Consider the following 14,876-nt stretch of genomic DNA (forward strand, 5'->3'; position numbering starts at 1 on the left):
GTCTTTTTCAGCGCTTCCGATCGGCGGCGCCGCGGATTATGGGCAGGCGATGGCCCTCGCTCCCGATGAGATCGAACGCTACGCCCGCCACCTCGTCCTCGCGGAGGTCGGCGGTCCCGGTCAGGCCCGGCTCAAGGCCGCCCGGATCCTCGTCGTTGGGGCGGGCGGCCTCGGCGCGCCGCTGATCCAGTACCTCGCCGCCGCGGGGATCGGCACGATCGGCCTCGTCGACGACGACACGGTCTCCCTGTCGAACCTGCAGCGGCAGGTGATCCACGGGACGCCGGACCTTGGTCGGCCGAAGGTCGAGAGCGCGGCCGACGCGGTGGCGCGCCTCAACCCGCACGTGTCGGTGGTCCCGCACCCGTTCCGGATCGACGCGGACAACGCCGTCGACCTGATCGCCGGCTACGACCTCGTGGCGGATGGGTCCGACAATTTCGCCACGCGCTACGCGGTGTCGGACGCCTGCTTCCGGGCGCGTCGGCCGCTGGTCACGGCGGCTCTGGGCCGCTTCGACGGTACGCTGACCACGATCCGGGCCCACGAGACGGGGCCCGACGGGACGCCGAACCCGACCTATCGCTGCCTCTTCCCGAACCCGCCGCCGCCCGGCAGTGTGCCCGCCTGCGCGGAGGCCGGCGTGCTCGGCGCGCTCGCCGGCGTCATGGGCTCGCTGATGGCCATGGAGGTGATCCGGGCCGTGGCGGGCTTCGGCGAGCCCCTCGTCGGGCGCCTCCTCATGGTCGACGCCCGCGCTATGCGGTTCGAGACCCTGAGCTACGGCTGGGATCCCGAGAACCCGCTCAGCGGCAGCGGCGCCTCAGCGGCCTAGGGGTTCCGGCGGCATCCAAGGCCCCTCCGCCTCCGCCTTGCCGAGGCAGCACTTCTTGAACTTCTTGCCCGAGCCGCAGGGGCAGGGATCGTTGCGGCCGACATCCTTGAACGGGTTGCGCTGCGGCTCGCCCGCGCCCTCCTCGGCCCAGTCGAGAGCCTCGACCGGATCGTCGAGGTAGCCGTACTGGTAGGGCCCGAGCCGGTCCCGGTCGTCCGGCTTGGTCTCGGCCTTGCGCAGGGCCTCCTTGAACCAGTCGGCGTCGCTGATCTCGTCGGTGAGCCGTCCGTCGGCGCGGGCCGCGGCCGCGCGGGGCGCGAGGTCCCGGAAGCCGAGATGCGCGATCGTCTCCTCCCAGCCGACCCAGGCCGGCCCGTCCTCCACGGCGGCCTGCGCGTCGTCGAAACGGACCAGCAGGTCGTGCATCGCGGCCCGGTCGATCCGTCCCTCCAGGGTCAGGAAGGTGCAGGCGCACATCAGCGCCATGCGCGCGTGATCGTCGACCGTGCTGTCCAGGATCAGGCGGAACAGCGGCTGCGGATCGCCGTCGAACAGGCTCGCCACGACCTTGGCCAGCGTCGCCGTGACGGCGTCCCCCAGCACCGCGTCGAGGGTCTCCTCGTCGTGCCGGAGCAGCCTGAGGAGCGGCGCGAGGGCGCGCGTGTCCCGGGCATGGGCCATGACGTGCAGGCCCCAGAACAGGAGGTTCGTCTCCTCCGCTGCCAGCTCGCGCCCGTCGGCGGCCGCCTCCAGCAGCGGCAGCGTCGCCTCCGCGACGGCGGCGGGGTGGTTCAGGGCCTCCCGCAACGCCGCCTTCGGCCGGTACTCGGCCGCCGCGAGGTCGTCGATGAGCAGGGCGATCCGGTCCATGGCGGCGCCTCAGGCCCGGAGCGTCGCGCCCGTCTTGCGGGTGACCTCGGCGACGATCCTGGCGCTCACCGCCTCGATCTCCGCGTCGGTCAGGGTCCGCTCGACGGGCTGGAGACGCACCGCGATCGCCACCGACTTCGCGCCGTCCGGCACGCCCGGCCCCTCGTAGAGGTCGAACACGTCGACACCCGTCACCAGCTTGCGCTCGGCGTTCTGGGCGGCCTTGACGATGTCACCCGCCGGCACGTCGCGGCCGACCACGAAGGCGAAGTCCCGCGACAGCGGCTGGAATTCCGACAGTGCCAGGGCGGCCTTGGCCTTGGTCGGCTTGAGCTTGGGCAGGGGCAGGGCGTCGAGGACGATCTCGAAGGCCACGAGCGTTCCCTTCAGGTCGAGGGCCTGCAGCGTTCGCGGATGCACCTCCCCGAACCAGCCGATCTCCGTCTTCGGACCGAAGCGCAGCGTGCCGGAGCGGCCGGGATGCAGCCAGGACGGGCCGCCGGGCGTGATCTGGAGGCCGCCGGTCGGCACGCCCAGGCTGCCGAGCAACGCGATGGCGTCCGCCTTGGCGTCGAACGCGTCGACGGTCGCCGCCGTGCCGTCCCAGTGCCGCCCGGCGCCGGCCAGGGTCGCGCCGCCCCGTCGGACCGCCGCCGCGCGGACGGTCTGGCCTTCCGGTACGTCCGAGGCGAAGCACTGGCCGACCTCGAACAGGGCGGCGTCCGGGTAGCCGCGGTCGGCATTGCGTTGCGCCGCGCGCAGGAGGCCCGGCACCAGGCTCGGCCGCATGTCGGACAGCTCCGAGGCGATCGGGTTGGCCAGCACCAGGTCGGCTCCGCCGCCGCCGAACAGGACGGCGTCGTCGTGCGGCACGAACGACCACGTGACCGCCTCCATGAGGCCGCGGCTCGCCAGGGCGCGCTTGGCGAGGCGGGTCCGCTTCTGCATCACGGTGAGCAGCGGGCGGCCGATCCCGGCGAGCGGCGGCAGGGGCTCGGCCACGATCCGGTCGAGCCCGGCGATGCGGACGACCTCCTCGACGAGGTCGGCCTTGCCCTCGACGTCGGGCCGCCAGGACGGGGGCAGCACCGTCACCCGGTCCCCGGTGCCGGAGACGTGGAAGCCCAGCGTCTCGAGGATCTGCTGCATCTCGGTGCGCGGCACGTCCAGTCCGGCGAGGCGGCGGATTTCGGTCCAGGGGAAGTCGATGCTGCGCCGGGATTCGGGCGGCGCGCCGGCGACATGCGCCTCGGTCGGCGTTCCGCCGCAGAGATCGACCACCAGCCGCGTCGCGAGGTCGAGGCCGGGAACCGTGAAGGCCGGGTCGACGCCCCGCTCGAAGCGGTAGCGCGCGTCGGTGATGATGCCGAGCCGTCGGCCCGACTGGGCGATGTTGGTCGGGTCCCACAGGGCCGACTCGATCAGCACGTCCGTGGTGCCGGCGTCGCAGCCCGACGCCTCGCCGCCCATGATGCCAGCGATGGATTCGACGCCGTTCGCGTCGGCGATCACCACGGTGTCGTCGGTCAGCGTGTGGGTCCGGCCGTCGAGGGCGCGCAGGCTCTCGCCCGCCCGCGCCCGCCGCACGGTCAGCGTGCCGGCGACCTTGGCAGCGTCGAAGACGTGCAGTGGCCGCCCGCGGTCGAAGGTGACGTAGTTGGTGATGTCGACGAGACTGTTGATCGGCCGCAGGCCGATGGCGCGCAGCCGGGCCTGCATCCAGGCCGGCGACAGGCCGTTCCGGACGCCGCGCACGAGCCGCAGGGCGAACATCGGGGCGAGGTGCCGGTCGGCCGGATCGAGGGCGAGCTCGACCGCGACCGGGCAGGGACCCTCGCCGCGCAGGCCCGGCAGCGTCTCGCCCTTGAGCGTGCCGAGGCCGGCCGCCGCGAGGTCGCGGGCGATGCCGTGGACGGAGGTGCAGTCCGGACGGTTCGGCGTCAGGTTGATCTCGATGACCGGATCGTCGAGCCCGGCGTAGAGCGCGTAGGCCTGGCCGACCGGCGCGTCGGTCGGGAGTTCCAGGATGCCGTCGTGGTCGTCGCCGAGGCCGAGCTCGGCGCCCGAGCACAGCATGCCGTGGCTCTCGACGCCGCGGATCGTGCCCACCGACAGGGTGATGTTCTTGCCCGGGACGTAGGTGCCGGGCGGCGCGAAGACCGAGACGAGGTCGGCCCGGGCGTTCGGGGCGCCGCACACCACCTGCACGGGGGTGCCCGTGCCGGTGTCGACCGTGCAGACCCGGAGCCGGTCGGCGTTCGGGTGCTGCTCGGCCGTCAGGATCCGGGCGATCACGTAGGGCCTGAGCGCGGCGGCCTTGTCCTCGACGCCCTCCACCTCAAGGCCGATCCGCGTGAGCGTCTCGGCGACGGTGTCGAGGGAGGCCTCGGTGTCGAGGTGGTCCTTGAGCCAGGAGAGGGTGAATTTCATGATGGACCTTCGAGAGCCCGGTATCGGCTCGACCGTCGGAGGAACAGGATCGCGGGGCCGGGGCGGCTCAGCTCGTGAGGCCGCCCACGAGGCTCGGCACGTCGAGCGGGCGGAAGCCGTAATGGTCGAGCCAGCGGACGTCGGCCTCGAAGAACGGGCGCAGGTCCGGCATGCCGTATTTCAGCATGGCGATGCGGTCGATGCCGACACCGAAGGCGAAGCCCTGCACCGCGTCCGGGTCGAGCCCGCAATTGCGCAGCACGTTCGGGTGGACCATCCCGCAGCCCAGGATCTCCAGCCAGTCGTCCCCCTCGCCGAAGCGGATCTCGCCGCCCTTGCGCGAGCACTGGATGTCGACCTCGGCGGAGGGCTCGGTGAAGGGGAAGAAGGACGGGCGGAAGCGCATCTTCACGCCGTCGACCTCGAAGAACGCCTTGCAGAACTCCTCCAGCACCCATTTCAGGTTGGCGATGTTGGCCGCCTTGTCGATCACCAGCCCCTCGACTTGGTGAAACATCGGCGTGTGGGTCTGGTCGGAATCGTGCCGGTAGGTCCGCCCCGGGATGATCACGCGGATCGGTGGCGTCTGCGCCCGCATGGTCCGGACCTGTACGGGCGAGGTGTGGGTGCGCAGCACCTTGCGCTGCCCGTCGCGGTCGGGCGCCAGGAAGAAGGTGTCGTGCATCTCGCGGGCCGGGTGGCCGGGCGGGAAGTTGAGCGCCGTGAAGTTCAGCTCGTCCGTCTCGATGTCCGGACCCTCGGCGACCGCGAAGCCCATGTCGGCGAAGATCGCGGTGATCTCGTCAATCACCTGGGAGATCGGGTGGATCCGGCCGCGCACCTCGGGGGCCTCGCGGACCGGCAGGGTCACGTCGACCCGCTCGGAGGCGAGGCGGGCCTCCAGGGCGGCCTCGGCCAGCTCGGTCTTGCGGGCGGTGACGGCGCCCTGGACCCGGTCGCGCAGCCCGTTGATCAGGGGCCCGCGCTCCTTGCGCTCGTCCGGCGTCATCGACCCGAGCGTCTTCAGCAGATCCGAGACGCTGCCCTTCTTGCCGAGCGCGGCGACGCGGACCGCGTCGAGGGTGGCCTCGTCGGAGGCCGCGCTCACCTGGGCCAGGAGGTCGCGTTCCAGGGTGTCGAGATCGGTCATCGCAGTCTTCGAGCAGGGTTGGCGGAGTCGGCCGTCGGGCCGTGCTCTCGCGCGTTGCGGGCGCCGGCGCAAGCGCGGGGCGCGGGACCTCGTAAACGACGAAGGCGCGGCTCCCTGGGGAACCGCGCCTTCCGTCCGTCTCGCCTCAGGCCTGGATCAGGCGGCCTTGGCGGTGTTCTGCGGCAGCGCGGCCTTCGCCTTCTCGACGACGGCGGCGAAGCTCGCCGGCTCGTGGATCGCCAGCTCCGACAGGGCCTTGCGGTCGACGACGATGCCGGACTTCGCCAGGCCGTCGATGAAGCGCGAGTAGGTCAGGCCGTGCTCGCGGACCGCCGCGTTGAGGCGCTGGATCCAGAGGGCGCGGAACGTGCGCTTCTTGTTCTTGCGGTCGCGGTAGGCATACTGCATGCCCTTCTCGACCGCCTGCTTGGCGATGCGGATCGTATTCTTGCGCCGGCCGTAATAGCCCTTGGCGGCCTTCAGAACCTTCTTGTGCTTCGCGTGACTGGTCACGCCGCGCTTGACGCGGGCCATCGGTTATCTCCTGGATTCGACGAAAGACAGTGGCAACGGGTGCTGAAGGACTTACCGCGCGTTCGGCAGGAAGTACTTCTTCACGTTGGCGGCATCGCCCTCGAACAGGGTCGTGGTGCCGCGCAGGTTGCGGATCTGCTTGGTCGTCCGCTTGATCATCCCGTGGCGCTTGCCGGCCTGGGCGTACATCACCTTGCCGGTGCCGGTGATCTTGAAGCGCTTCTTCGCGCCCGATTTCGTCTTCAACTTGGGCATTTGGCTCTCCGTTGCGCGAAATGATCCCGGACCGATCCGGGAGGATCGGATGAGGTTCGCGCGCTGATGCTTCTGGTGGAGCAGCACGAGCCGCCACGGCAGCCCTATCGGCCGGGCGGTTCGACGCGGGGCGGCTTATGACAGAAAGCTGACGCGGCGGCAACGCCCGCGGATCGGAGCACGAGATCGAGATCCGGTGGAACGCGTCGCCGGGCTCCGGCGTATCGAGCCCTGGGACCGGGCTTCTCTGCACGACGCCCGCGCCGGCGAGCCGGCAACGGCGGGGCAGCGGCCGTTTCGCCCGTGCTGATTCGGAGGAATTCGGGGACGGCTTGCGCGCCGCACAAAACGGCGAGGGACAGCGGGTGCGCCAGGAACCATAACCTTAGCCGTCGGTTTCATTCATGTCCCGCTCAGGCCGGCAGGGTTAGACCCCCCGTCAAATTGGCCAACCAGGAGACACTTCGTGCGCATTGCCCAGATCGCTCCGTTGTCGGAGGCCGTCCCTCCGAAGTTCTACGGCGGCACCGAGCGCGTCGTCAGCTGGATTACAGAGGAACTGGTTCGCCAGGGCCACGAAGTCACGCTGTTCGCGAGCGGTGACTCCGAGACGACTGCCAAGCTCGCGGCCTGCACGCCCGAGGGTCTGCGCCTGCTCGGCTACCGGGATCACACGGCCAGCCACCTGGCGATGCTGCATCAGGTGCACCGCCGCGCGCACGAGTTCGACATCCTGCACTTCCACATCGACCTGCTTCAGTACCCGATGTTCGAGGATCTGAACCACAAGTGCATCACCACGATGCACGGTCGCCTGGACGTGCCGGACTTCATGCCGGTCTACCGCACCTTCACGGGCATGCCGCTGGTCTCGATCTCCGACAACCAGCGCCTGCCCATGCCGCCGACCTCCAACTGGCTGGCGACGATCCATCACGGCCTGCCGGCCGAGAACTGCCCGTACTACCCGGACGCCAAGGGCGGCTACCTGGCCTTCCTCGGCCGGATCTCGCCCGAGAAGCGGCCCGACCGCGCGATCGAGATGGCGATCCGTTCCGGCACGCCCCTCAAGATCGCCGCCAAGGTCGACAAGGCCGACCAGGATTACTGGGACGAGGTCATCGAGCCGATGATCCATCACCCGCTGATCGAGTACATCGGCGAGATCAATGAGGAGCAGAAGAAGGAGTTCCTCGGCAACGCCCTGGCGCTCGCCTTCCCGATCGACTGGCCGGAGCCCTTCGGCCTCGTGATGATCGAGGCGATGTCGGCCGGCACCCCGGTGATCGCGTTCCGGAACGGCTCCGTGCCGGAGGTCATCAAGGACGGCGTGGGCGGCGTTCTCTGCGAGAACATGGACGACGCCGTGGCCGCGGTCGCCAAGGTGAAGACCATGAGCCGCGCCGGCGTGCGCCGCCACTTCGAGAGCGCCTTCACCGCCGAGTGCATGGTGAAGAAGTACGTCGCCGCCTACGAGGACCTGCTCGCCCGCGGCGCCGACGTGATCAAGCTGCCGAAGTCCGGCTTCATGCCGCAGTACGGCGAGGTTAACGGCTCCGCGCGTCCGGCGATCCCGGTCGCCGCCATGCCGGCCTGAAAGCCGGCCCCCGGGCTTGCGAGGCGGGGCCGGCTCGGCCTAGCGTCTTAAAGGCGACTCATCCGTAGGGTGAACAAGGGCTGCTGCATCGAAGGGATGCAGCAGCCCTCTCGATTCGCACCCCTCATTTGCACCCGGAGATGCCCTGCATGGCGGCGGACAACACGGCAGCGGCCCACGATGCGAAGGCCCGGACCGCGGCGAGCGCCGGAAGCGTGGCGCACGGATTCCAGGACGCGGACGATGTCCTCCCGACCTATCACATCGAGGCGCAGACCTCCCTGGTCGAGCGGCCACTGCGCTCGCTGAAGTTCGGCGAGGCCTTCGGCGTCCTCGATTCCTACGGCGACATCGGCGTCCAGCCCGGCCCGGAAGGCCTCTATTTCCAGGACACGCGCTACCTCTCGCGCCTGGAGGTGACGGTCGAGGGCCAGCGCCCGCTGATGCTCTCCTCGGTGATGCAGGACGATAACGGCGCGCTCAGCGTCGACATGACGACGCCCGACATCCGCATCGACGCCCACGACGAGACCTCGATCCCCCGCGAGACGATCGCGATCGAGCGCACCAAGTTCCTGTTCCGCGGCGCCTGCTACGACCGGATCGGCCTCCGCTCCTACGACTCGAAGCACCGGCGCCTGCGCATCGCCGTCACCTTCGACGCGGATTTCCGCGACCTCTTCGAGGTCCGCGGGACAGATCGACAGGAGCGCGGCAAGCGCGGCGTGCTCGTGGCGAGCGACCGCGAGGTGCAGTTCCGCTACGTCGGCCTGGACGAGATCGTCCGGACGACCTCCCTGCATTTCGGCCCGAAGCCCGATTCGATCGAGCCCGGCAAGGTGGTGTTCGACGTGTCGCTCCCGCCGGAGGGCCGGACCTCCCTGTTCATCCGCGTCACCTTCGAGGCGCACCGGGCCTTCACCAAGCCCCCGACCGACACGATGGTCGGCGAGGACGCGGCCGCCAAGCTGACGCTCGCCGCCAATGCCGGCGGTGCCCGGCGCGAGCCGAAGGATCTCGGCGAGGGGACGATCTTCGCACGCGCCTACCGCGATTCGCGGCGCGACCTGCGGGCGCTGACGGCTGGCATCACCACGATCATCTCGTCGAACGACCAGTTCAACGAGGGGCTGTGCCGGGCGACCGCCGACCTCTACATGCTCGCGAGCCGAACCCCGGAGGGCATCTACCCCTTCGCCGGCATCCCCTGGTACTCCACGGTGTTCGGGCGCGACGGCATCATCACCGCGATGATGGCGCTCTGGATCGACCCGAAATTCGCCCGGGGCGTGCTGCGCTACCTCGCCTCGACCCAGGCCAAGGCGGTCGATCCGGCCGCCGACGCGCAGCCCGGCAAGGTCCTCCACGAGACCCGGCGCGGCGAGATGGCGATGCTCGGCGAGGTGCCGTTCCGGCACTATTACGGCACCATCGACGGCACGCCGCTCTTCGTGATGCTGGCCTGGGAGTACTACGCGGTCACGGGCGACCTCGAGACCGTGCGGGCGATCTGGCCGGCCCTCGAACTCGCGCTCGAATGGATGGACCGCTACGGCGACCGCGACGGCGACGGCTTCGTCGAGTACGCCCGCGACACCGACAAGGGTCTGGAGAACCAGGGCTGGAAGGACAGCCACGACTCGATCTTCCACACCGACGGTCACCTGGCAAAGGGCCCGATCGCCCTCTGCGAGGTGCAGGGCTACGTCTACGCCGCCAAGAACGGCATGGCGAAGCTCGCGGCGCTCCTCGGCCACGACCCGATGGCGGAGCGCCTCACCCAGGAGGCGGCGAGCCTGCGCGAGCGGTTCGACGCGGCGTTCTGGAACGAGGAGATCGGCACCTACGCGCTGGCGCTCGACGGCGCCAAGAAGCAGTGCGCGGTGCGCTCCTCCAATGCCGGCCACGCCCTGTTCACCGGCATCGCCAAGCCGGAGCGGGCGGCGCGGGTCGCCGAGACGCTGCTGTGCAAGGACGGCTTCAACGGCTGGGGCGTGCGCACGATCGCCAAGGGCGAGGCGCGCTACAACCCGATGTCCTACCACAACGGCTCGATCTGGCCGCACGACAACGCGCTGATCGCGATGGGTCTGGCGCGCTACGACCGCAAGCACGAGGCCGCGCGCATCTTCCAGGGGATGTTCGACACCTCGCTCTACCAGGACCAGAAGCGGCTGCCGGAGCTGTTCTGCGGCTTCATGCGCCGCAAGCAGCGCGGCCCCGTCTCGTACCCGGTCGCCTGCAGCCCGCAGGCCTGGGCGGCGGCGGCGCCGTTCGCGTTCCTGGCGGCCTGCCTCGGCCTCGAACTGGACCACGAGCGCAACCGTGTCCGGCTCAAGAACCCGATCCTGCCGGGCTTCCTCGACGGGGTGACGCTCTACAACGTCAAGCTCGGCGGCTCGCGCCTGGACATCCGGTTCCAGCGCTATGACGACGACGTCACCGTGTCGGTGCAACGCCGCCACGGCGACGTGCAGGTCGTGGTGACCAAGTAGGGCCCGGGACGGGAGTTCCGGGGCGGCCCGCTTCGGGTTAAGCGGGCCGCGCGGCACGTCGCGCCGCCGAGGACGGGTTCATGCCGGCAGTTCATCACGCCCCCGACGCGGCCCTTCGCCTCGCGCAGGACCTGATCCGGTGCCCGTCCGTGACGCCGGAGGATCGGGGCGCCCTCGACGTCGTCGCCGACGCGCTCCGGCCGGCCGGCTTCGCGGTCGACCGGCCGGTCTTCTCGGAGCCCGGCTACCCCGACACGCCGAACCTCTACGCCCGCGTCGGGCGGGACGGTCCGTGCCTCGTCTTCGCCGGCCACACCGACGTCGTGCCGGAGGGCGAGGGCGCGTGGCGCCACGATCCCTTCGCGGGCGCCGTGGCCGACGGGATGCTGTACGGGCGGGGAGCGGCCGACATGAAGGGCGGCGTCGCCTGCATGCTCGCGGCGACCCTCGCCTTCCTCGACCGGCGCGGCGCCGATTTCGGCGGCTCCATCGCGTTCCTGATCACCGGCGACGAGGAGGGACCGGCGGTCAACGGCACCGTGAAGCTCCTCGACTGGGCGCGGCGCCGGGGCGAGCGGTTCGACCACTGTGTCCTCGGGGAGCCGACCAATCCGGGCCGGCTCGGCGAGATGATCAAGATCGGTCGGCGCGGGTCGCTGACCGGCAAGCTCACCGTTCTCGGCCGGCAGGGCCACGTCGCCTACCCACACAAGGCCGAGAACCCGATCCCGGGCCTGCTGCGCCTCGCCTCGGCGCTGGTCGCCGAGCCGCTGGATCGCGGGACGGCGCATTTCGACGCCTCGAACCTCGAATTCACCACGATCGACGTCGGCAACCCGGCCACCAACGTGATCCCGGCGACCGCCCGGGCGACCTTCAATATCCGCTTCAACGACGACTGGACGGCCGAGAGCCTGGGCGAAGAGATCCGTCGGCGCCTGGAACAGGCGGCCGGGAACGCGGTGCGCTTCAGCCTGGATCTGCAGCCCTCGAACGCGCCGGCGTTCCTGACGCGGCCGGACGCCTTCGTGAGGCTGGTCGCGGAGGCGATCCGGGCCGAGACCGGCCTGACCCCGACGCTCTCCACGACGGGCGGCACGTCGGATGCCCGCTTCATCAAGGATGCCTGCCCGGTGATCGAGTTCGGCCTCGTGGGCGAGACCATGCACCAGACCGACGAGTGCGTGGCGGTCGCCGACCTGGAGCGGCTGACGGCGATCTACGGGCGCGTGCTCGACGCCTACTTCCCCGGTTCGTAGTCGACGCCCACGAAGGTCAGCCCGGCGGCCGGGGCCAGCGGCCCGCACCGGCGCTTGTCGCCCGAGGCCAGGATAGCGGCGACCTCGTCCGCCGAGAGGCGGCGGCAGCCGGCAAGCATCAGCGTGCCGACCATCGCCCGCACCTGATGGTGCAGGAACGAGCGCGCCGACGTCGCCACCACGATCTCGTCGTGGAGCGCCATCGGCGCGCGGGCGACGTCGAGCTGCTCCAGCGTTCGGATCGGGCTGTTCGCCTGGCACTCGGCGGCCCGGAAGGCCGAGAAGTCGTGGCGGCCGACGAGGCGCTGGGCGGCTTCGTGCATGAGGTCCACGTCGAGGGTCCACGGCACGTGCCAGACATTGGCACGCGTCAGCGCCGCGGGGCTGCGCCGATTGAGGATGCGGTAGCGGTAGTGCCGGCGGATCGCCGAGTGGCGGGCGTCGAAGCTCTCCGGCACGGTCTCGGCGGACAGGATCGCCACCGGCTGCGGCCGCAGATGGGCGTTCAGGGCATCCCGCACCGTGTCAGTCCGCCAGTCCTTGGCGAGGTCGAGATGGGCGACCTGATGGATCGCGTGCACGCCGGCATCGGTCCGGCCCGCGCAGGTGAGCCGGGCCTCCTCGCCGGAGAAGCGCGTGACCGCCGCCTCGATCGCGCCCTGGACCGTGGGATCGTCCGCCTGCCGCTGCCAGCCGCAGAACGGACCGCCGTCGTACTCGATGACGAGCTTGTAGCGGGGCATCAGCCGGCCCCCTCAAGGTCTCTCGATAGCGCTCCGATGTTCGATCTCGCGATACGGCACAGAGCTTCGGAAAGATGCGCGCGCGATCGTCTCTGCGAGCGTGCCGAAGCGATCCGGCGTCGCGCCAAGCCTCGCCAGGGTGCGCTGCCCTGGGTCGCTTCGCTGCGCTCGCGATGACGGGTCGGGCAGCGCGCCGAATGCCGTGAACGGGCGACGCGCATCAGCCGAGGCGGGCGCCGGGCGTCAGACGGGCGCCGCGGACGAACTCGGCCCCGCTGGCGCTGCCGCCCTTCCCGGCGCGGCGCAGCTCCAGCAGCTGGACGGCGCCGTCCCCGCAGGCGACGGTGCCGTCGGAGTCGCGCAGCGTGCCCGGCGCGCCCGAACCCTCCGCCGGGGCGGCGCGGAGCACCTTCACGCGCTCGGAGCCCTTGCCGAGATCGACCTCGAAGAAGGCGCCGGGGAACGGCGACAGCCCGTTGATCCGGTTGGCGACCTCAGCCGCCGGGCGGGACCAGTCGATCCGCGCCTCGTCGTTGGTGATCTTGTGGGCGTAGACGATTCCGTCCTCCGGCTGCGGCGCGAAGGTCAGCGTGCCCGCGTCGAGCGCCGCGAGGGCCCGCGCCATCAGGTCGGCGCCGAGCGGCATGAGCGCGTCGTGAAGGGCGCCCGCCGTCATGCCCGGGGTGATCGGCAACCGCGCCTCGAGGGCGACCGGGCCTGTGTCGAGACCGGCCTCCATCCGCATGACGCCGACGCCGCTCTCGGCGTCGCCCGCCATCACGGCGCGCTGGATCGGCGCCGCGCCGCGCCAGCGCGGCAGCAGGGATCCGTGCAGGTTGAGGCAGCCGTGCCGCGGCGCGTCGAGGATCGCCTGCGGCAGCAGCATCCCGTAGGCCACGACCACCGCGACGTCCGCCCGGTGCGCCGCGAAGGTCTCGGCGGCTTCGGGCGTGCGGAGCGTCGCGGGCGTCAGCACCGGCGCGCCGAGCGTGTCGGCCAGCGCGTGGACCGGTGAGGGGCGCAGGCTCATGCCGCGGCCGGCCCTGGCGGGCGCGCGGGTGTAGACCGCCGCGATGTCGTGCCCGTCCTGCGCGAGCCGCGCGAGCGTCGGCACCGCGAAGTCCGGCGTGCCCATGAAGACGACGCGCATGGCCGGCTCAGGCCGCGTCGCGCTTGGCCGCCTTGGTGAACTTCTTGATCACCCGGTCGCGCTTCAGCTTCGACAGGTGATCGATGAACAGCACGCCGTTCAGATGGTCGATCTCGTGCTGGATGCAGGTTGAGAGCAGGCCGTCGGCCTCGATCTCCTGCTCCTTGCCGTCGAGGTCTCGGAACTTCACGCGCACCCGGTCCGGGCGCTCGACCTCGGCGTAGTAGTCCGGGATCGACAGGCAGCCCTCGTCGTAGACCCGCTTCTCCTCGGACGACCAGACGATCTCGGGATTGATGAAGACCCGCGCGTCGCGGACGCCTTCCTCCTTCGACGTGTCGATCGTCACGACGCGCTTCGCCACGCCGATCTGGATCGCCGCCAGCCCGACGCCAGGAGCGTCGTACATCGTCTCGAACATGTCGGCGACGAGGGTCCGGATCTCGGCGGTGATCGGCCCGACCGGTTCGGATCCCAGGCGCAGGACGGGATCGGGAAGGATGACGAGCGGGCGGATGGTCATGGCGGGAACCGGCAGGGAAGGCGCCGGGACGGGTCCGGGCTCACCGTCGAATAGGATGCGGCCGAGGACCGGTCAAATACCGGTTCGCGACCTGTCGCCGGCCCTCAGAACACCGTCCGGCTGCGGATCGCCGCCGAGAGCGTGCCCTCGTCGAGGTAGTCGAGCTCGCCGCCGACCGGCACGCCGTGGGCGAGGCGCGTGACCTTCACGTCGCAGTGCCGGATCGACTCCGTGACGTAGTGGGCGGTGGTCTGGCCGTCGACGGTGGCGTTGAGCGCCAGGATGACCTCGGTCACCTCGGGCCGGGCGACGCGCTCCACGAGGCTCGCGAGGTTCAGGTGCTCCGGACGGACGCCGTCCAGCGCCGAGAGGACGCCGCCGAGCACGTGGTAGCGCGCCTTCACGGCTCCGGACCGCTCCAGCGCCCAGAGGTCGGACACGTCCTCCACCACCACGAGCGTCGTCGGATCGCGCTCGGCGTCCCGGCAGATCGTGCACGGGTCCGAGGTGTCGACGTTCCCGCAGCTGGTGCAGACGATGATGCGGTCGGCCGCCACCCGCATCGCGTCGGCGAGGGGCCCGAGCAGCGTGTCGCGCTTCTTGATGAGCTGCAGGGCGGCCCGCCGCGCCGAGCGCGGTCCGAGGCCCGGCATGCGGGCGAGGAGCTGGATCAGGCGCTCGATCTCGGGGCCGGCGACGGCTTGGGGCATCGTGCCTCTGGGGCGAGGAAGGGGCTGCGGATCGGGACGGGCATAGACGGCGCCGGGCGCCGCGCAAGGGTCCGCGCGCCGATGCGGTCCATCGTATGTGGTATATGGGTATTCCGACGTCGCTGCGCCGGTGGCATTATGCTGCACGACGAACGGGACTGCTTACAGACCTGGGTTCCTGAGTCCACGACTGTGGTCTAACCTGTTTGTACACGTTGCGGGCTCCCGGCGGAGCCCATTATGACAGCGAAGCTTCGCCGCCTACGCGAGCGTGGGATGGCGAGCGGCCGGGAACGGAGAACCTGCGTGCGGCGGTCCTGTACGA

The 14,876-nt window shown here is 70.8% G+C and carries 13 protein-coding genes; 4 read left to right on the forward strand and 9 right to left on the reverse strand.

Going from position 1 to position 14,876, the window contains the following annotated elements:
• The first annotated feature begins 49 nt into the window (after positions 1-49).
• Positions 50-835: a HesA/MoeB/ThiF family protein gene (locus tag ACQKQD_RS24395; RefSeq protein WP_056528002.1), complete on the forward strand. Its 786-nt coding sequence runs from the start codon at positions 50-52 to the stop codon at positions 833-835.
• On the opposite strand, the gene ACQKQD_RS24400 is transcribed toward ACQKQD_RS24395, so the two are convergent.
• From ACQKQD_RS24400 to rpmI, 5 genes are all read right to left on the reverse strand, one after another.
• Positions 824-1,705 (reverse strand): DUF1186 domain-containing protein, encoded by an 882-nt coding sequence (locus ACQKQD_RS24400; RefSeq protein WP_020092800.1) that lies wholly within the window; start codon positions 1,703-1,705, stop codon positions 824-826. The two genes, ACQKQD_RS24395 and ACQKQD_RS24400, sit on opposite strands and share 12 nt — an antisense overlap.
• 9 nt (positions 1,706-1,714) lie before the next feature.
• Positions 1,715-4,135, reverse strand: a complete 2,421-nt coding sequence (gene pheT, locus ACQKQD_RS24405; RefSeq protein ID WP_427509801.1) for a phenylalanine--tRNA ligase subunit beta — start codon at positions 4,133-4,135, stop codon at positions 1,715-1,717.
• Between the two features lie 67 nt (positions 4,136-4,202).
• Positions 4,203-5,285, reverse strand: coding sequence for a phenylalanine--tRNA ligase subunit alpha (gene pheS / locus ACQKQD_RS24410; RefSeq protein WP_020092798.1), 1,083 nt, complete (start codon positions 5,283-5,285; stop codon positions 4,203-4,205).
• A 156-nt stretch (positions 5,286-5,441) separates the two neighbouring features.
• Positions 5,442-5,819 carry a 50S ribosomal protein L20 gene (gene rplT / locus ACQKQD_RS24415; protein ID WP_012320099.1) on the reverse strand — a complete coding sequence of 126 codons (378 nt, stop codon included), beginning with the start codon at positions 5,817-5,819 and terminating at the stop codon, positions 5,442-5,444.
• A gap of 51 nt (positions 5,820-5,870) precedes the next feature.
• Positions 5,871-6,074 (reverse strand): 50S ribosomal protein L35, encoded by a 204-nt coding sequence (gene rpmI / locus ACQKQD_RS24420; RefSeq protein ID WP_007561407.1) that lies wholly within the window; start codon positions 6,072-6,074, stop codon positions 5,871-5,873.
• 466 nt (positions 6,075-6,540) lie between these two features.
• Between rpmI and ACQKQD_RS24425 the strand changes: the two genes are divergently transcribed.
• The 3 genes from ACQKQD_RS24425 (at position 6,541) to dapE (ending at position 11,425) form a co-directional block, all read left to right on the forward strand.
• A complete protein-coding gene (locus ACQKQD_RS24425) occupies positions 6,541-7,671 on the forward strand; it encodes a glycosyltransferase family 4 protein (protein WP_056528008.1) in 1,131 nt (376 codons plus the stop codon).
• A gap of 149 nt (positions 7,672-7,820) precedes the next feature.
• The gene (locus ACQKQD_RS24430; protein ID WP_020092796.1) at positions 7,821-10,166 is read left to right on the forward strand and encodes an amylo-alpha-1,6-glucosidase; all 2,346 of its coding nucleotides are present in this window, start codon (positions 7,821-7,823) and stop codon (positions 10,164-10,166) included.
• A gap of 80 nt (positions 10,167-10,246) precedes the next feature.
• On the forward strand, positions 10,247-11,425 hold the full coding sequence (dapE, locus tag ACQKQD_RS24435; RefSeq protein WP_427509802.1) for a succinyl-diaminopimelate desuccinylase: 1,179 nt from the start codon (positions 10,247-10,249) through the stop codon (positions 11,423-11,425).
• Here the strand turns inward: dapE and truA are convergent.
• The 4 genes from truA to recR all read right to left on the reverse strand — a co-directional run bounded on the left by truA (position 11,407) and on the right by recR (position 14,551).
• Complete coding sequence (truA, locus tag ACQKQD_RS24440; RefSeq protein ID WP_427509803.1) at positions 11,407-12,168, reverse strand: tRNA pseudouridine(38-40) synthase TruA; 762 nt, start codon at positions 12,166-12,168, stop codon at positions 11,407-11,409. The genes dapE and truA overlap by 19 nt on opposite strands.
• Positions 12,169-12,388: 220 nt before the next feature.
• Positions 12,389-13,318, reverse strand: a complete 930-nt coding sequence (gene fmt / locus ACQKQD_RS24445) for a methionyl-tRNA formyltransferase (RefSeq protein ID WP_427509804.1) — start codon at positions 13,316-13,318, stop codon at positions 12,389-12,391.
• A gap of 7 nt (positions 13,319-13,325) precedes the next feature.
• Complete coding sequence (gene def / locus ACQKQD_RS24450; RefSeq protein ID WP_020092792.1) at positions 13,326-13,841, reverse strand: peptide deformylase; 516 nt, start codon at positions 13,839-13,841, stop codon at positions 13,326-13,328.
• Between the two features lie 104 nt (positions 13,842-13,945).
• Complete coding sequence (gene recR, locus ACQKQD_RS24455; RefSeq protein WP_020092791.1) at positions 13,946-14,551, reverse strand: recombination mediator RecR; 606 nt, start codon at positions 14,549-14,551, stop codon at positions 13,946-13,948.
• Positions 14,552-14,876 lie beyond the last annotated feature (325 nt).

Origin of the sequence: Methylobacterium sp. NPDC080182, from assembly GCF_050281105.1 — a bacterium.
Lineage (GTDB): Bacteria > Pseudomonadota > Alphaproteobacteria > Rhizobiales > Beijerinckiaceae > Methylobacterium.